Here is an 18,556-nt window from a genome sequence, read left to right on the forward strand (position 1 = left end):
AGCTAATGGTCAGTAGCTTTTTATATAGCAGAAAAGTGCTCAGAGAGTAAAGGTACAGCATTATTAGTAATTTATGTATGAAGAGCAGCAGGTCAAATTTCAGTTTAAATCAGTGCCTTTTGCTGATTTATTATATGATAGTACCATAGTTTGTTCGGGGCAAAAGTAGTAAATAAAATAAAATGTTATAACACTTTTATAGGCATGCAGCGCAAGACTTGTATATTTGCCAAAAACATAACATATGTATGATTTAGAGGAAAGGGACAGGCAAAGAATGTACAAAAATCAAGATGAAGTTGATTTGACGCACATTTTTAGACTGTTTGGCAGGTTCTTCCAAAAGATTGGGAACGGGATTCGATTTGCCATCATAGCCCTTTTTAGGCATTGGGTAGTAGTAAGTTTGATCCTGCTGGTAGGGCTTGGGTTTGGCTTTGCTGCTTATTACATGACGAAACCTTACTACACATCTTCCATGACCCTCGTTTTAGCAGATATCAGAAATGAGTTTGTTGAAAATCATCTGACCAATTTATCTGATATGATAAATGAAGGGAACATTTCTGCTATATCGGAAAGCTTGGATTTAGGTCCTGAAGCAGCAAAGGAAATAAAAGAGATGAAGTTTCTCAACTTGGATCAGGAAAGAATTAGTGAAGACAGCATTTTAAAGGGGTCTCCATTCATGATACAGCTTACATTATATAACAATGCTCTTTTTGAGTCAATGGAGCCGGCTTTAACTAACTACCTGGAGAATAACCGTTATTTTTCTAAGCAAAAGCTTATCAGGCAGCGAGAGGTAGAAAGCTTGATTACTAAATTAAAAGCACAGATAGAATCAATAGATAGTATTAAAACAACCGTAGTTTCTCCTAGGGGACCTGTTAACGGGTTTGTGTATGGTGAGCCCATTGATCCTACGAACCTGTACAAGGAAAGCATGACTTTATACCAGGAGCAGGTAAAGCTAGAGGCGGAGCTTGACCAACTGGATAATATTCAGGTAGTAAACGGTTTCACACCTCGGTTCAGACCTACAGGTCCCGACCTTTTAAAATTCCTTTTGATAGGTGGCGCTATTTCATTTATTATTGGTCTGATAGTAGCCTTGGTTTTAGAGTCCCGCAGGAGAAGCAGACTAGCCTACTAAGCAAATTATTTTAAAAAGAGAAGCCGCTGTCTTAACAAAAACAGCGGCTTCTCTTTTATTAATTAATGCCGTTTACTCTTCCTTCCGCGTCACCCAACTCAGGTTGTACAAATCCTTTCTGCGGTCTTTGAGATTGCGGACGCTACCGGCAGCGTTGAGGTCTTTCAGAAGGTCCAGGTCCAGGTCAGCAATCAGGGTCATCTCTGTGTTTGGTGTGGCTTCTGCTATTACTGCATCATGCGGGAAAGCGAAGTCAGAAGGGGAGAAGACAGCTGACTGGGAGTACTGGATGTCCATGTTTTCTACCTTCGGCAGGTTACCTACGCTACCCGTAATGGCCACATAGCACTCGTTCTCAATGGCGCGAGCCTGGGAGCAGAGGCGTACGCGCAGGTAGGCATTCTTGGTATCGGTCCAGAAGGGTACAAATAATATCTTCATATCCATGTCCGACAGCATTCGAGCTAGTTCAGGGAATTCCACATCATAACATATCAGGATGCCTATTTTACCAATGTCTGTATCGAAAATTTTCAGTTTATGGCCACCGCGCATACCCCAGTAATGCGACTCATCCGGGGTGACGTGTAGCTTGTACTGGCCATCGTACGTACCGTCGCGGCGGCAGAGGTAGCTCACGTTATAGAGCTTGTTATCGTAATACTCCGGCATACTACCGGAAATGATGTTGATGTTGTAAGAAAGCGCCAGGTGAATCATCCGCTCCCTGATTTCTTCGGTATACTCAGCCATACTTCTGATAGCCTCTGAAGGGGATTCTTCGTTGGTCAGGGCCATCAGCGGCGCGTTGAAGAACTCAGGGAACACCACTATGTCTGACTTATAAGAACTCACAGTGTCAACAAAAAACTCTACCTGCTGCATAAAGTCCTCCAGGTCTTTTACAGCGCGCATCTGCCACTGCACTATACCGATGCGGACTACTGTTTTGCGACCCCCAATAATTTCTTCCTTCTCCTCGTAGTACACGTTTATCCACTCCAGGAGCGTGGCATACGAACGTGATTCCTTGTCATCGGGCAGGTAGTTCTTGAGTATTTTGCGCACATGGAAGCCATTGCTGAGTTGGAAGGACAGCACCGGGTCAGACAGCTCTTTGTTACGGACCATCTCTATGTACTTGGCAGGCGTCAGTTTGTCAGCATAGTCTTTGTAGCCAGGAATACGGCCACCGGCGATGATGCCCCGCAGGTTCAGGTTTTCACAGATTTCCTTGCGTGCATCGTATAAACGACGGCCCAGGCGAAGGTTGCGGTATTCCGGGTGTACAAATACATCGATGCCATACAGCGTGGCACCATCCGGATCATGAGATTTAAACGTGCCGTTGTCAATGATTTGCTCGTAGGTGTGTTTGTCTCCGTATTTGTCGTAGTTTATGATTAAGCTAAGGGCTGCTGCTATGACGGTTCCATTGTCTTCAATGCAAATCTGCCCCTCCGGAAACTGCTTTAGCAGGTTTGAGAATTCTTTGCGGGTCCAGGCACCGTCTATATTGCGGTATACCAGGTTCATTATCTCTCTGACTTCTTTGTAATCTTTCAGCTCCAACTGGCGGAGCAGCAATCTATGTTCTGAACTTGTCTCGTTTTTTTCGCTCATGTGTGGGATTATGTCTCTTGTACTAGTAGTACCTTTATACGTGCACCAAGTATAGTTATGATATAATATAAACGGAGCAGTTTAAAGTACAAATGATTTGACATGTAAAATTAATGATTAAAAGCGCAGTATTTGGCTGCGCTTTCTGATGTGTTGCTTCACTGCTGCCAGTCTATACCTGTATCTCCGGTACATCTCCCTCTACAAGAAGATTACCGGCAGTAGCCGCTTTTATATCTTCCACACTCACGCCCGGAGCGCGTTCCAGTAGTTTGAAACCACCATCTACAACTTCCAGTACGGCTAGGTCAGTTACTATTTTCTTTACACAGTGTACTCCCGTTAAAGGGAGCGTACACTCCTTCAGGAGTTTGGAAGAACCGTCGCGAGCGGTATGCTGCATGGCCACAATGATATTTTTGGCTGAAGCCACTAAGTCCATTGCGCCGCCCATTCCTTTCACCATCTTGCCCGGAATCTTCCAGTTGGCGATGTCACCTTGTTCGGAAACCTCCATAGCTCCCAGAATAGTCAGGTCTACATGCTCCCCACGTATCATGGCAAAACTATCTGCCGAACTGAAAATGGCAGAGCCAGGTAAGGTGGTGATGGTTTGCTTCCCGGCATTTATCATGTCTGCGTCCACTTCCGCTTCTGTAGGGAAGGGGCCCATGCCCAGCAAGCCGTTCTCTGACTGTAGTACTACCTCTATACCTTCCGGTAGGTAGTTGGCCACCAGCGTCGGAATTCCAATGCCGAGGTTTACGTACATGCCGTTTTTTACTTCTTTCGCGATACGTTTCGCTATTCCGTGTTTATCTAAAGCCATTGATTTTCTTTTTAGATTAAGCCGTTCTGACAGTGCGCTGCTCTATTCGCTTCTCATAGTTTTCGCCCTGAAAAATACGCTGCACAAAAATACCTGGTGTATGAATCATGTTGGGATCGAGTTCTCCGGCTGGCACCAGTTCTTCCACTTCTGCTACCGTTATCTTTCCGGCAGTTGCCATCATCGGGTTAAAATTGCGGGCTGTGCCTTTAAAAATGAGGTTTCCGGCTATGTCGCCTTTCCATGCTTTTACAAAAGAAAAGTCTGCCCGAAGCCAGCTTTCCATTAGGTACATTTTACCATTAAACTCCCGGGTTTCCTTGCCTTCGCCTACTTCTGTTCCGAAGCCTGCAGGAGTGAAAAATGCCGGAATACCAGCACCGCCGGCACGTATACGCTCCGCCAGGGTTCCTTGCGGAATTAAATCCACTTCCAATTCACCTGATAATAGCTGGCGTTCGAACTCAGCATTTTCACCCACATAACTCGAAATCATCTTTTTTACCTGGCGCTTCTGAAGCAACAGGCCAATGCCAAAATCGTCCACGCCGGCATTGTTAGAGATACAGGTAAGGTTCTTTACTCTCAGGCGAAGCAGCTCCTGGATGGAGTTTTCCGGGATGCCGCAGAGGCCAAAGCCGCCTAGCATCAGGGTCATACCATCCTGTACGCCTTGCAGTGCCTCCTGCGCATTTTTTACTGTTTTATTTATCATAGGTTGAAAGCAGTTGTGTTGAAGGTAATTTATATATAAAAAGGGCCATATGAAACTTATCCCTCTTCGTTTTTTAGGTGAAATAGGTTTTGTAATGAGTAAAAATTGAAGCGTTATCTTCAAACGATATCGCTATGCACAAAAAAAGCAGCTGTTGTATCAGCCGCTTTCATGTTTTTTACTATGTGTTGATGTCTCAGATCTGAAGTATGACTGCTGTTGCCTCCCGGTCATTTGCCAATTGAGCCTTCAATGCTTCCAGGCTCTCGAATTTCTGCTCTTTTCGCAGCTGCTCTACAAATTCCACGGTTAAAGTTTCTCCGTAGATGTCCTGGTTAAAGTTTAGGATGTGTACCTCCAGGGTTAGCTGCTTCCCGTCTACAGTAGGGCGGAGGCCAATGTTCATCATGCCACCATATCGTGCCTCCTCTATTTTTACCCACACCGCATACACACCATGTGCCGGTATTAACTTATGGTTTCTGGGTAGTGCCAGATTTGCAGTAGGGTAGCCGATGGTGCGGCCGATTTTGTTGCCTTCCACCACCTCAGATGTAAACGTATAGTTGCGGCCCAGATAACGGTTCGCAGTATGAATATCACCGTCTTCCAAGGCTTTGCGTATTTTTGTGGAACTCACGCCAACGTCATCAATGTCCTGCCGCGGAATCTCCTCTACCTCAAATCCATACTGCGCAGCGCGTGCTTTCAGGTTTTCAAAGCTTCCTTCCCGGTTCTTGCCAAACCGGTGGTCATACCCAATCACCAGCACTTTGGTATTGATAGTTCGTACCAGCACATCTGTTATAAACTTGCGGGAGCTGGTGCGGGAGAACTCCTTTGTAAAAGGAATGATGAGCAGGTAATCTATACCGAAATTTCGAAGCTCCTCAATGCGCTCTTGGATGGTGGAAAGCAGCATCAGGTCGTTATCCTCCGGGAAAAGCACCAGGCGTGGGTGTGGCCAGTAAGTGATGACTACGCTTTGTCCATTGCTCTGCCGAGCACGCTCCATTACGCGTTTTAGAATTTTCTGATGGCCAATGTGCACGCCGTCGAAAGTGCCGCTGGTAACAACGGGGTAGCTGAGTTGCGGGAAATCGTTTATGTCACGAATTACTATCATCCGCCTCTATTTGCTTTTTTCTTATTTCCTGGATGTCTTCAATTGTAAGCGCATCAGCTAAGGAGTAGTCGCCAATGCGGGTGCGAACAAGAGACGCTAAATGAGCACCGCATCCCAGCTTTTGCCCCAGGTCGTGTGCAAGACTTCTGATGTAGGTGCCTTTGCTGCAGACAACCCTGAAGTGGACTTCGGCGCTTTCTTTCGCTGTAATGTCAAAAGCCTTTATCGTGATGGTTCGCGGCTTCAGCTCAGCTGACTTTCCTTTGCGGGCTAGGTCATAGGCTCGTTTGCCGTCTACCTGCACGGCAGAGTAGATAGGTGGTACCTGTTCTATTGTGCCGACAAACTTTGCTGCCGCCGCTTTTATTTCTTCTTCAGATAGGTGGCTGATATCCCTGGTTTCCGTTACTTCCGTTTCACGGTCATAGGAGGGGGTGGTTTGGCCTAAGCAGATGGTGCCGGTATATTCTTTTTCCTGCCCCTGTATCACATCAATGTGCTTGGTGTACTTGCCGGTGCAGAGAATGAGCAGGCCAGTCGCAAGGGGATCCAGGGTGCCGGCATGGCCTACCTTCTTCACCCGGATGGCGTTTCGCACTTTCTTTACCACATCGAAGGAGGTCCAGTCAAGCGGCTTGTTTATCAGTAGTATTTCACCAGCGGCAAAATCGTATTCCATTTTTATGCTTTTAAATCAACGCCCATGGCCAGCAATGCCAACAGCAGCACCCCCAAGGCAATACGGTAATAGCCAAACATCTTGAAGCCATACTTTGTCAGGAAGCTGATAAAAAAACGGATGGCCAGCATTGCCACAACAAAGGCTACAAAATTGCCAATCAGCAGCAGCTTGATGTCATAAGGTTGTAATACACCGAAACTGTCCTGAATCTTTACGAGGTCGAACCTGAGAAGGTCTGACAGTTCCAGCCCGAGCAGGTCTGTGATAAACTTGTAAGTAGCGGCGGCAAGCATGGTGGGTACAGCCAGGAAGAAAGAAAACTCGGCGGCCGCCTTGCGGTTTATGCCCTGTGTCATACCACCGATGATGGAGGCAGCTGAACGCGATACACCCGGGATCATGGCGATACATTGGAAGAAACCTATCACGAGCGCATTCTTATAGGAAATGGTATCATCCACAGCATGCTTGAACCACTTGTCTACATACAGGAGCACCACGCCCCCAATCACCAGCATCACCGCTGTGATTACCACGCTTTCCAGCATCGCATCAATTACATCGTTCAGGGCAAAGCCAATGACGGCGGCAGGCAGAAAAGCCAGCAGTAACTTCTGATAGAAAACAAAACTCTGCAGAAAGCGGCGCCAATACAGCACCACCACCGAAAGAATAGCACCAAACTGTATGTTTACTTCAAATACCTTGGTGATAGGAAGCTCACTGATGCCCATTAAACTGGCAGCGATGATCATGTGGCCGGTAGATGAAACAGGTAAAAACTCCGTAAGACCTTCAACAATGGCTAAAATAATAGCCTGCCAAATACTCATTTATTTCTGTGCTTTGTCCTTTGCCAGAATGGCGAATAATTCTACAACGAAACCTGCCAGTACAATGAGAGGGCCAAGCGTAATACCTAAGAAACCTAATCCGTAAGGTTCGGTGTCCAGAGTCATCACAAAGAAACCTATTGCAAGTAAGGCTATACCAACTAGCATCAGGATGTAATTTTTCCTGCCGAAGGCAAGAAGGGGTTTATTTTCTTCCATTATTTAATATAGTTCGTCTAGTGATAGGCGCAGGTACTTACGCACCGCCCTGTAAGAACTCATAAAGCCGATGATCAAGCCGATAACCACCAGGGCACCCATCAGAATATAAGTCTGTTCTTCGTCGCGCAGCAGCTGAAGTTCTGCCACCTCGCGGTAGGCATACTGCATGAGGGCAAAAAGCAGTACAGAGGCGATGATGCCGCTCATAATGCCCTGCCACACGGCACGTTTCAGAAACGGACGCTGAATAAAATAAGATGTAGCACCCACCAGTTGCATGCTCCTGATAAGGAAGCGCTGGGAGTAAAGCGCCAGCTTAATAGTATTGTTTATCAGTATAATGACCACCAGTACCAGGATTGCAGCAAAGGATAAGAGTACGATACTTATTTTCTGGATGTTGCTGTTAATGGATTCTATCAGGCTCTCAACGTACTGCACTTCGTATACCCCGTCAATTTCCTCCAGGTCCAGCTTAATACTTTTAAGGGTAGGGGAGCTGGAGTGTTCTGCATCGATGCGCAGTACATAGGCATCCCGCAGCGGGTTGTCTCCCAGGAACTCCATAAAGTCTTCGCCGGTCTCATCCAGGAATGCTTTAGCGCCCTCTTCTTTTGAAATGAAACGGACCTGGGCAGTATCTTCTTTATAGGCGATATATTCTTTGGCGGCAAATGTTTTTTGCAGGCGCACCAACTGTACCTCCGTCAGGTTACGGTCCAGGTATACCTGCATCTCAATGCTTTCCTTCACCCTCTCTGACAGTTTGCCTGCATGTATGAGCAGCAGGCCGAACAGGCCAATGACAAAAAGGGCAAGCGAAATACTAAACACCACCATGGTATGCGGATAATTGCCTAGTTTCTTCTTCTTAACGTGTTTTACTTTTGTTGCCATACCTGAACCCTTCCGTCGCAAAATTAGAAATATATTTTAAATAAGCAGGTGGTATGGTTTGTTTAACACAAAAGCCGCTGATTTATTTAGCGGCTTTTGTGTTAGAGTTCTAATCTCGGGTCAGAGTCCAGTATAATGCGGTCCCGCTCCATTTCCTGTTCGCGCAGGCGGCGTTCTCGCCTGTTGCTGCCGAAAAGTTCGCTGAGGCTGTTGAAGCGTTTCGTGTGTAGCAAACTTACACTCTGGCTTTTACGGATGCGGCCGGCTAAATCCGGTGTGGTGCTGTATTCCAGCCTGGCCCGTAGCTCTCCGCTTTGGGAAATGTAGTAATCCAGGGTCCAGTCACCGATATAGGCAGCGCTGCCTGCATCATCCTCACGTACCCCTCCGAATCCTGTCTCGTTTGTCAGGCGCAGGCGGCCATTGAAGAATGAATAACTCAGGCGCAGCTGTAAGGAAGCAAGCTGCTCCTGGCCGATACCGTCCAAACCAATATCTACCTCAAGGTTTGAGTCGATGGAGTTAAAGAGATTGTTTAACTGGCCGGAAAGTAAACTTCCTAAACTGCCGCCAACAGCTCCCGCGCCTATACTGCTGTCAAACGCCAGGGTACCCGTTGGGGACAGCCTTTGCAGTACGAGTAAACTGAAAACCTGACGGTTCAGCTCACTCGGGTCATTTTTGATGGCGTTTATGGTTCCCAACAGCAATGTCTGAATGTTCTGAGGCACTTCATCAAAGGAGAGACCTAGATCTATCTGCGGCGACAACAGTGGTCCTGTCAACTCTATCACTGCAGTGACCGGGAAGCGGCCGACCAGCGAAGAATTATCAAAGGCTGAAGTAGCCGCCGCAAGGCTGCTAAGGGAGGCCATCTGCGTATAATTTGCCGTAATGTCCATCACGCCGTTAATCGGATCTCCGTTCCAGACGATGGTGCCACCTGGCACGATGGCAAACTCTTTTGTTACCAGCCCTTCCAGTAGTTTCAGGTTATAAGCACCTTCCGTTATTTCAAAGCCGCCATACATGTTAAAATCGCCACGCGTATCAATCGTCATGCGAATTTCGCCATTGCCTGAGCCCCGGATGACGTCACCGGTGGTGCGGTCTATAATAATTTCGAAGTAGGCGTCATCTGTCACATCCAGCTCAAAGTTCATGTTGATGCCGGAAAGGTCAACGCTTTGGTTCTCAATCTCTATATCTACGCCAGTGCTGTCGGAAGGTGTCTTGTTCACAAACCTGATGAAGTCTTTGCGGGCTACGTCTGTCTGATAATCCAGGGGAAGTACAATGCGGGTATTTTCTTCGCTGCGGGCATCTACCTCAATATTCAGGTTCTCTACCGGGCCCAGCACACTGGCAGTGCCGGTGGCAAAGGCAGTACCATAGAAAAGCTCGTTCTGAGCCTCACTTGTGTTCAGAACCATGAAATTCCTGTAGCGCGCATTCATGTCAATTAGCATGTTAGCAAAGCCATCATGCGCTATACCACCTGTAACCGTAGCACTGTTTCCATAAATATCACTTAACTGTGCGTTTCGGAAGCTGATACTGTTGGGCCCGAAGTATATCCTGTCAGAGAAACGGTAGGTTGTATTGAGGTAGTCAAAAGTGAACTGGCCATTGCTTACCATGACAGAACCTTTTAGAACAGGGTAGTCAAGAGAGCCCAATATTCTGATTCTACCTTCCATAGAGCCTTCCAGGTCAGAAAAGAGCGAGGTAAGTATAGGTTGCACCAGTTTCAGGTTCGCCTGGTCCATCACGGCTAACAAATCCAGCTGGTCTTCTGCTGCCTTCGGATTATAGTTACCTGTTACAGAAAGCACTTTCATGTTGTTATGCTGTATACCGATATCCACCTCAGCCCTTTGCAGGGCATTGCTCCAGTCTGTCTTGCCCACTATATTCCCGATGTATACCTCGTCCAGGTAAAAGGAGTCCACCTGCACAGCGGCTGCCAGCAAAGAACGGTCGTAAATATCCTGTGCTACCACTTCTGCTGTTAACTCGCCTTCAATCTTCATTGAAAGGAGCGGGTTCAGGTTGTTCAACTGGAAGTTCTCCACGTTAAGCAGCAGCCGGCTATCCGGATTATCTGATAAAGTACCTTCTGCCCTGATAATCTGCTCCTTGTTCGTAAGCGCAAAGTTCTCAAATTCAATCCTTCGGCCTCCCTCACTAATGTACAGGGTATTGCCCGGCACAAAGGCCCAAGGACTTTGCTGGAGCGTGATGTTGGATTGGTCAAAGACTATCTGAATCTGGTTCTGCAAAAAGTTAAGGTCTCCCGTTATAACGGCCCTGTTATTTTGCTCGGGCTGCCGGATAGCCGTTGAAAAGTCGATGGTGCGCTCGCTCCAGATGCCTTCTACAAAAAAGTCCTCTGTTGCACCTGCACCCGGCAGGTCCTGCCGTTGAGAGGTGAACAGAGCTGCTGCCAGCACATCCGGGTTATTCTGCAGCTTAGACGTATTAAGTTCTATGCTGTTCCCGAACAAGGTATAGTCCTCATATTGAATAGTGTCTATGTCGGCGAACATTTGCAAAATAACAGTTGGGCCATAACGGAAAGAACCCTCTACGGTGGCGTTATCTGATAAGACCAGCTCAGGCAGGAACAGGTCCAGGAGCGGGTTCACTTCCTTCAGATTTATAGTGTAGGCTAAGGCATACTCAGCATCAGCATTGGCTGCCTTACGGTTATAATAGGCAGTTGTCGCCGCATCGTTACTTTCAAAGTTTAACTTGTATTCCTGCACCATGATTTTCAGGTCTTCGATCAACGTGGTATAGTCGAAGTTCCCCTCCACGCGCATCGCCAGCAGGTCTGAGTTCAGCAACAGACTTCTGTTTGCCGGAGTTATTTCTGATTGAATCAACACTGAATCTAAGGCCACCTGGTTGCCCTTATAGGCAATGTTGGCGCTGTCAAAGCTTGCTGTTCCTTCAAAGGAGTCAAGACTTAAGCCCTGGAAGTCTAAGTTGGCCTTTGCACTAACAATAAAGGGTTCTTTTGAAAGGTTAAGCGCCTGCAGGTCTACACGCTCCAGGTCAGCTGCCATGTTAAAAGCCTTTCTGCCGCTGGCAAGATTTACCTCTCCATCTGCCGAGAAAATGAGGTTGGGGTCGTTTATATCCACCTGACCTACAAATATTTGATTGCGGAGAACACCGTTTGCCTTTAAGTTCTGGTAATTATAGCCTGATAGCTGTACCTGGTTAACAGTGGCATTTACCTTTACGTTGGCATCTTTCAGAGTAAAACCAGAGCCTTCGAGGCGGCCACTCATCGATATGCTTTTTATCTGGTCTTCAGCATCTAACAACCGGCCAAGGTTGAATCCATTTGTCGTTACAAAACCATTATAGGAGGAGGAGCGGGTGTCATCATCTATCTTCAGGTTGATGTCCGATCTCAGTTTACCTAATGCAGTACTGAAGTCGCCGTTGGCTACGAAGTCGTTATAGAAACCCAGAAACCGTCCTTCTAAACTGACAGTACCTAGTCGAGCAGCCACTTCGTAAGCATCCTGCGGCAGAAACTGCTTTATGTCCCTGGCGTTGATGGTGGAAGGCTTGAGGCGCAGGTTAGCAAAGGTTTCTTTAAAATTAGGCAACCCGTCTGCGTTGATGCTCCCAACAATATGGGTGTTCTTACCATATTCCAGGTCCACATTGGTAGCAGAGAAGTTATTTGTTTTCCCCTTTAGCTCCAACGAGTTAACCAACAGGCTTTCATCGTATTCCTTTAGCTGAGGTGCAAAAATTGCGATGTCCTGAGAAAGCACGCGCGAATTCTTCAGGTTGGCTGTTATCGTCACGCTGTCTATAAACTGGCTGAAGTTTCCAATCCTGTTATAGTCGAAACGGAGGTAATTTTGCAGGTTGCTCTGCTCTACCTGCAGGTCCAGTTCATCCCACTCCCAGAAGGTAGGCGCATAGGTCATGCGGCTGTCGAGGTTGTGCAGCTGCGTGTTTGACCGTGTCTCGGTAGCTGTAAAATCACTGATTCTTACTTTAACGGTATCTTCCAGTTGTATCTGGCTAAACCTGCCGTAGACCTCGTCTAACGTCATGTGAGCATAGTCCAACCCATATTCCACACGGGGTTCATTAAAGTCGTCGTAGGTGAAGCGACCGTCCTTTACAATAAATTCGTTCAGTTGGAAGTTGAAGGGCTCGGATGGCTTCTGTGTAGTGTCTTTAGTGAAAAGATTGCTAAGCGCATTAAAGAAGGTATTCAGGTTAAGCGAGTCAGAGCCTTCATAGACAGCCAGGTTAGCGCGGGGCTGCTGTAGCTCAAGCGTATTTATTGTCAGGTTATTCGGGTTAAATATAGAGAAGGCGTCTATGTCTGCCTCAGCTCTGCAAATGTAGAGAAGCTCGTTGTTGAGGTAATCAAGCACCTTCACGTTTTCCAGCACCACGTTGCTGAAGAAGTTGATGTCTACCCGCCCAACTGTTACTTCGTGGTCCACAGCCTCAGAGAGATACGCCGCCACTTTCTGTGCGACTTTAGTCTGCACACCGGGAAAACGAATGGCCACGAAAACAGCAGCAAACAGCAACAAAAGGAACAGGATAAGCCCTAATACTATTTTTAGAATAGCTTTTCCTATAACTTTGGGGTAGTTTGTTGACTGTTCTGTTTCCAAAAGATGAATGAACCTACAATATTAGCAATAGAATCTTCCTGCGATGAGACCTCTGCTGCCGTGGTAAGCGGTGGTAAGGTCCTCTCGAATATCGTTGCCACGCAGGCCGTACATGAGCTATATGGGGGGGTTGTTCCGGAGTTAGCCTCCAGAGCCCACCAGCAAAATATTATACCTGTAGTAACCCAAGCTTTGCGTACGGCAAATGTAACAAAAAGTGATTTAAATGCAGTTGCCTTCACCCGCGGCCCCGGTCTTCTGGGAGCGCTGCTGGTCGGCTGCTCTTTTGCCAAGTCCTTTGCTCTGGGGCTAAACATACCGCTTATAGAGGTTAACCACATGCAGGCGCATATCCTGGCTCACTTTATTGATGAACCCACACCGCAATTTCCGTACCTATGTTTAACAGTTAGCGGTGGCCATACCCAGATTGTGCTCGTAAAAGACCACCTGGACATGGAAGTCGTTGGGCAGACAACAGACGATGCTGTAGGAGAGGCCTTTGATAAAACAGCCAAAATGCTGGGCCTGCCGTACCCGGGTGGTCCGATGCTTGATAAAACCGCTGCCAAAGGCAATCCGGATGCTTTTCAGTTCCCTGTGGGGAATATGCCCGGTTACAATTACTCCTTTAGCGGTATAAAGACTGCTGTGCTTTACTTCCTGCGTGATAAAACGAAAGTACAGCCTGATTTCGTGCAGGAAAACCTGGCTGATATATGCGCAAGCGTACAAAATACCCTTATAAAAACGTTACTCAAGAAGTTGGTGCAGGCATCAAAAGACCTAGGTATAAAAGAGGTAGCCATTGCCGGAGGTGTTTCGGCTAATTCAGGCTTGCGTCAGGCCCTTCAGGACTATGCCAGAAAGTACAACTGGAACGTATACATCCCCGCCTTTCAGTATTGCACTGATAATGCAGGCATGATAGCCATAGCAGCGCATTATCAGTATCTTAAAAAAGATTTTGCAACGCAATACGTTAGCCCGGAGCCAAGGCTAAAGATATGAGCTGGACTTACAGAAATAACCTGTAGCTGCCCACTGTATCTAATTACGCTAACAACGTAAGAGGATGTAAAGGAAAGCAGAATGCGCAGGAGACAAAACATCAATACAGAGGAATTGCCAGGTTCTGGCTCACAATAAGTTATAAATGGCGAAAGATAAAGACAGAATAAAAAAGCACGTTAACATTGTAAATCGCAAGGCTTCCTTCGAGTACCAGTTTATAGAGAAGTATACAGCTGGTATCATGCTGATGGGGACCGAAATCAAATCGATTCGGGAGGGACAGGTGAACATGGGGGAAGGCTACTGCGTGTTCCAGCGCAGTGAGTTGTGGCTGCACAATATGCACATTTCAACTTATACCGAAGGAACGCATTACAATCACGAGCCTACCCGCGCCCGAAAACTGTTGCTGAACAAAAGGGAGCTGCGAAAACTGGAGAACGGGGCGCAGGAGCAGGGGGTAACCATTATTCCGGTCCGTGTCTTTATCAGCGATCGGGGCTTTGCTAAAGTAGAGATTGCACTGGCACGAGGTAAGAAGCTGTACGACAAGCGACAGGACATTAAAGAGAAAGACGTTAAGCGCGAGATGGCCCGCAGCGGGTTTTAAATTTAAAGATGTAGAAGTTGATAGATGTGGTGCGCCTACTGATAAACATTATTAACATCTTCAATTTTAGAGTAATTTTCACATCTTCTCATTATCAAATCTTCAAATCAACAGAAAGTGGAACACGGAATTTGCATGCTGAGTCTGGTGCCCTTGCGTGCTGAAACATCTGACAGAGCAGAACTGGTATCGCAGCTTATGTTTGGTGAATGCTACCAGGTGATAAACACAGAAGGAAACTGGCTGCAGCTACAGCTGGCAACAGACGGATACAAAGGATGGATAGACTTCAAGCAGCATACTGCTGTTACACCTGAGTATTTCAGCAGGTGGAAAAGCAGCTCCCACGCACGTACCTTGAGCCTGCTGCAGTTCATCAGCATAAATGATTTTCAGGTTCCGGTTGGCATTGGCAGCTACCTGCCTTTTTTTGATGGCGGAAGTATACAGGTGAATGAGGTGCGGTATGGGTATAGTGGACCCGCTTCCGATACATCAGTTCTGCCGTCGAAAACGCAACTTGTAGAAGTGGCACTTAATTTCCTTAAGTTCCCTTACTTATGGGGCGGTAAGTCTATGTTTGGAATAGATTGCTCCGGCTTAACGCAGCAGGTTTTTGGTATCTGCGGCTACCAGTTGCCCCGCGACGCTTACCAGCAGGTGGCGCTTGGGCAGGAGGTGCACTTTGTGGAGCAGACCCAGCCAGGCGACCTTGCTTACTTTTCCAATGCAGAAGGGCGCATTACCCATATAGGCATTATGCTGGAGGGGCAGAAAATCATACACGCACACGGTGAGGTCCGGATTGATCAGCTGGATCATACCGGTATCTATAATGAGGGCCTGAAGCGGTACACGCACCAGCTCCGCATCATCAAAAGAATTTTACCTTCGAATGCTTAAAATTTTTTGTGAAGCTTGAAGATAATTAGGTAAATTATGCCGTACAAGTTGAGCATAAGCTCTTTAGTGCGGTCATGAAAGACAAAGTACTCATCCTTAACCAAGACTTCAGCGCCATTGCCATCTGCTCTGTGCAGCGGGCATTCCTGTTGGTGTACCTGGATAAAGCTGAGATGATTTCGAAGGCCGATGGCCATTTTCTGCATACCGTCAGCACCGTATATCCCATTCCTTCTGTTATCCGGCTGCAGCGTTATGTGCGTGTGCCTTACTATGGCATTGCCCTGAGCCGCCACAACGTGATGCGCCGCGACAATTACAGCTGCCAGTACTGTGGTGCAGTTAAAAACCTGACGCTGGACCACCTGCTTCCGCGTTCCAGAGGGGGCGAGACAGCCTGGCAGAACCTGGTAACCGCCTGCTCGCGCTGCAACTCCCGCAAAGGCGACAGAACACCCGAAGAGGCTGGCCTTAAACTTAAAAATCAGCCCAGAAGACCTTCACTGCTTAATTTCCTTCAACTACACCTGACACCCTCCAACCAGGACTGGAGCGTTTACCTTGGCCTGAAAGGGGAAAAAATGAGTTCGACGGATGCTTCCTGATGCCGATGATACTTATTCCCCAGCAGCAAATCAACCACTGGAAGTTTAGTTAAGTTATATGCCACAAAAGTAAGGGGTAGTTTGCAAAGCATTCATCTTGAAGACCATGCCTTGTTACCTGAAGCAGGAATTCTGCTGTTTCTGTACCTAAACAGTTCATTAAAAGCTTGTAACATTTAGGAACGATATAGCAATTTTCGTGTTTTATTATTACTTTTGCAGTTCATTCAAATGAATGGGGCCCAGGCAGGTGCCTGGGAGATGTTAAACTAAACCAAATCAGCTGATTGCTCTATGCTGGTGGCTACTCCAGAGCAGTATAAAGTATTATGAGTAATTCTCCAGACAATTTTGATTGGGACAAGATTGAGTCCCAGGGTTTCGGTTCAGGCTACAGCAAGTCTGAGAAGGCCGAAATGGAACAAATGTATGACGACACCCTGACAACCGTACAGGAACAGGAGGTTGTTAAAGGTACCGTTGTTGGTATCACTGATCGTGATGTGATCCTGAACATCGGTTTTAAATCTGATGGCCTGGTGCCTGTTTCAGAATTCAGGGACCTTCCTGACCTGAAAGTTGGTGACGAGGTAGAAGTATTTATCGAAGACCAGGAAGATCCGAACGGTCAGCTTATCTTGTCCCGCAAGAAAGCGAAAATCGTTAGCGCATGGGCTCGTATCTACGATGCACTTGAGAATGACAACATTCTGGACGGCGTTGTGAAGAGAAGAACAAAAGGTGGTCTTATCATGGATATCCATGGTGTGGAAGCCTTCTTGCCAGGTTCTCAAATCGACGTGAAGCCAATCCGTGACTTCGACGTGTTTGTTGGTAAGAAAATGGAAGTGAAGGTTGTGAAAATCAACGCCGCTTTCGACAACGTGGTTGTATCGCATAAGGTACTTATCGAGAAAGACCTGGAGCAGCAGCGTGCCGCTATCCTGAACAACCTTGAGAAAGGTCAGGTACTGGAAGGTATCATCAAGAACATGACAAACTTCGGTGTGTTCATCGACCTTGGTGGTGTTGATGGTCTGCTTCACATTACAGATATTTCATGGGGACGTATTAACCATCCGGAAGAAGTATTGAACCTTGACCAGAAAGTAAATGTGGTAGTTCTTGACTTTGATGAAGACAAGAAGCGTATCTCCCTTGGTATGAAACAGCTGACGCCGCACCCATGGGATGCTCTTCCTGCTGAAATCGAGGTTGGGTCTAAAGTAGAAGGTAAGATTGTTAACGTAGCTGACTACGGTGCATTCCTTGAGCTGATGCCAGGCGTAGAAGGCCTGATTCACGTTTCTGAAATGTCATGGTCTCAGCATCTGCGTAACCCACAGGACTTCATCAAGCAAGGAGATCAGGTGCAGGCAGTTGTATTGACGCTGGACAGACAGGAGCGCAAGATGTCACTTGGTATCAAGCAGCTTACAGAAGACCCTTGGACAAAAGAAAATGTGTTAACGAAATATGCAGTAGGCACCAAGCATACTGGTATAGTTCGTAACCTGACAAACTTTGGTCTATTCCTTGAGTTGGAAGAAGGTGTAGATGGCCTGGTACACGTATCTGACCTGAGCTGGACGAAGAAGATAAAGCACCCATCTGAGTTCGTGAAAGTTGGTGAGAACCTGGACGTAGTTGTTCTGGAGCTTGATGTTCCGAACAGAAGACTTGCCCTGGGCCATAAGCAACTAGAGGAGAACCCTTGGGATACTTTCGAGTCTGTATTCAACATCGGTTCTGTACACAGAGCTACTGTACTTGAGAAATCAGACAGAGGCGCTACGCTGGAGCTGCCATACGGCATAGAAGGTTTCGCTTTCCCGAAAGGTCTGACAAAAGAAGATGGTTCAACTGTTGAAGCAGGTGAAAGCCTTGACTTCAGAGTAACTGAATTCTCTAAAGAAGATCGTAAAATCATTCTTTCTCACACTGCTTCTCACTCAGAAGTTGATGCTGCAAGAACTGCCAGAGCTACTAAGAAAGCAACTCCTGGTGCTGCCCCTGCAGGTGGAGAGAAGAAAGCCTCTGCTCCAAAAGCAAAAACTGATGTAGACAAGTCAACACTTGGTGACCTGGATGCGCTGTCTGCTTTGAAAGAGCAAATGCTGGAGAATGAAAAAGAAGCAGGTGTTAAAAAATTAGAAGCTGCCGCTGCTAAAAAGTCTAACGAGACGGATGGCAACGAGGAAGCTGCTGATGATGAGACAAATGCTTAATTACTAGGCTGATTTTAGTATAGAAAAGCCCCGGGTAAACCAGGGCTTTTTTGTTTTAATACTCAAAAAACTGCTGTCATTGTTTGACAAGTATGTTTTTCTACGTATGTTTGCACTCCAATCGAACAACACGGTAACGTGGCCGAGTGGCTAGGCTCAGCTCTGCAAAAGCTGCTACAGCGGTTCGAATCCGCTCGTTACCTCAAGACCCTGCTATCCTTTAGCAGGGTCTTTTGTTTTACTTCCTGCTGCCTTTCTGCCTCCCTATGCATTTGCACAGGATTTCTTTTCTTTCACATGCCTGATTACCCGGTATAATCTTTTGTCACGTACTTCCGTACTCAATTTTACAATGACATGAAGCAAAACTGATATCACTCTGGCCGACAGACTTTGTTTCACCAGCTTCTGATAGAGATGGAAGACAACAGAGCGCAAGGCTTCGTGGT

At 46.9% G+C, this 18,556-nt stretch carries 15 protein-coding genes and 1 tRNA gene; 7 read left to right on the plus strand and 9 right to left on the minus strand.

Annotated elements, in window-relative coordinates; genetic code table 11:
* The first annotated feature begins 244 nt into the window (after window positions 1–244).
* Window positions 245–1,156, plus strand: a complete 912-nt coding sequence (locus tag ACFS7Z_RS00610; RefSeq protein WP_377479293.1) for a chain length determinant protein — start codon at window positions 245–247, stop codon at window positions 1,154–1,156.
* Window positions 1,157–1,228: 72 nt separating this feature from the next.
* Here the strand turns inward: ACFS7Z_RS00610 and ACFS7Z_RS00615 are convergent, their stop codons facing one another.
* The 9 genes from ACFS7Z_RS00615 to ACFS7Z_RS00655 form a co-directional block, all read right to left on the minus strand.
* On the minus strand, window positions 1,229–2,779 hold the full coding sequence (locus ACFS7Z_RS00615; RefSeq protein WP_377479297.1) for a GNAT family N-acetyltransferase: 1,551 nt from the start codon (window positions 2,777–2,779) through the stop codon (window positions 1,229–1,231).
* A 172-nt stretch (window positions 2,780–2,951) separates the two neighbouring features.
* Window positions 2,952–3,608: a CoA transferase subunit B gene (locus ACFS7Z_RS00620; RefSeq protein WP_377479300.1), complete on the minus strand. Its 657-nt coding sequence runs from the start codon at window positions 3,606–3,608 to the stop codon at window positions 2,952–2,954.
* Between the two features lie 16 nt (window positions 3,609–3,624).
* Window positions 3,625–4,323: a CoA transferase subunit A gene (locus ACFS7Z_RS00625; protein ID WP_377479304.1), complete on the minus strand. Its 699-nt coding sequence runs from the start codon at window positions 4,321–4,323 to the stop codon at window positions 3,625–3,627.
* 196 nt (window positions 4,324–4,519) lie between these two features.
* A complete protein-coding gene (locus tag ACFS7Z_RS00630) occupies window positions 4,520–5,449 on the minus strand; it encodes a bifunctional riboflavin kinase/FAD synthetase (protein ID WP_377479307.1) in 930 nt (309 codons plus the stop codon).
* The gene (gene truB, locus ACFS7Z_RS00635) at window positions 5,433–6,128 is read right to left on the minus strand and encodes a tRNA pseudouridine(55) synthase TruB (RefSeq protein WP_377479310.1); all 696 of its coding nucleotides are present in this window, start codon (window positions 6,126–6,128) and stop codon (window positions 5,433–5,435) included. Before truB ends, ACFS7Z_RS00630 begins: the two co-directional genes overlap by 17 nt.
* 2 nt (window positions 6,129–6,130) lie before the next feature.
* Complete coding sequence (locus ACFS7Z_RS00640; RefSeq protein WP_377479313.1) at window positions 6,131–6,964, minus strand: undecaprenyl-diphosphate phosphatase; 834 nt, start codon at window positions 6,962–6,964, stop codon at window positions 6,131–6,133.
* Entirely contained in the window at window positions 6,965–7,183 is a 219-nt protein-coding gene (locus tag ACFS7Z_RS00645) for a DUF3098 domain-containing protein (RefSeq protein ID WP_377479316.1), read from the minus strand.
* 3 nt (window positions 7,184–7,186) lie between these two features.
* Complete coding sequence (locus ACFS7Z_RS00650; protein ID WP_377479319.1) at window positions 7,187–8,083, minus strand: cell division protein FtsX; 897 nt, start codon at window positions 8,081–8,083, stop codon at window positions 7,187–7,189.
* Window positions 8,084–8,184: 101 nt separating this feature from the next.
* The gene (locus ACFS7Z_RS00655; RefSeq protein WP_377479322.1) at window positions 8,185–12,747 is read right to left on the minus strand and encodes a translocation/assembly module TamB domain-containing protein; all 4,563 of its coding nucleotides are present in this window, start codon (window positions 12,745–12,747) and stop codon (window positions 8,185–8,187) included.
* 3 nt (window positions 12,748–12,750) lie between these two features.
* On the opposite strand from ACFS7Z_RS00655, the gene tsaD reads away from it, so the two are divergent.
* The 6 genes from tsaD (at window position 12,751) to ACFS7Z_RS00685 (ending at window position 18,310) form a co-directional block, all read left to right on the plus strand.
* The gene (tsaD, locus tag ACFS7Z_RS00660; protein ID WP_377479325.1) at window positions 12,751–13,758 is read left to right on the plus strand and encodes a tRNA (adenosine(37)-N6)-threonylcarbamoyltransferase complex transferase subunit TsaD; all 1,008 of its coding nucleotides are present in this window, start codon (window positions 12,751–12,753) and stop codon (window positions 13,756–13,758) included.
* 145 nt (window positions 13,759–13,903) lie between these two features.
* On the plus strand, window positions 13,904–14,371 hold the full coding sequence (smpB, locus tag ACFS7Z_RS00665) for an SsrA-binding protein SmpB (RefSeq protein WP_377479327.1): 468 nt from the start codon (window positions 13,904–13,906) through the stop codon (window positions 14,369–14,371).
* 117 nt (window positions 14,372–14,488) lie between these two features.
* On the plus strand, window positions 14,489–15,274 hold the full coding sequence (locus tag ACFS7Z_RS00670) for a C40 family peptidase (protein ID WP_377479330.1): 786 nt from the start codon (window positions 14,489–14,491) through the stop codon (window positions 15,272–15,274).
* Between the two features lie 74 nt (window positions 15,275–15,348).
* Window positions 15,349–15,879, plus strand: coding sequence for an HNH endonuclease (locus ACFS7Z_RS00675; RefSeq protein WP_377479333.1), 531 nt, complete (start codon window positions 15,349–15,351; stop codon window positions 15,877–15,879).
* A gap of 329 nt (window positions 15,880–16,208) precedes the next feature.
* Window positions 16,209–18,107: a 30S ribosomal protein S1 gene (gene rpsA, locus ACFS7Z_RS00680; RefSeq protein WP_377479336.1), complete on the plus strand. Its 1,899-nt coding sequence runs from the start codon at window positions 16,209–16,211 to the stop codon at window positions 18,105–18,107.
* A 132-nt stretch (window positions 18,108–18,239) separates the two neighbouring features.
* Window positions 18,240–18,310 (plus strand) — tRNA-Cys (locus ACFS7Z_RS00685).
* Window positions 18,311–18,556 lie beyond the last annotated feature (246 nt).

Origin of the sequence: Pontibacter toksunensis, assembly GCF_042686245.1 — a bacterium.
Classification (GTDB): domain Bacteria; phylum Bacteroidota; class Bacteroidia; order Cytophagales; family Hymenobacteraceae; genus Pontibacter; species Pontibacter toksunensis.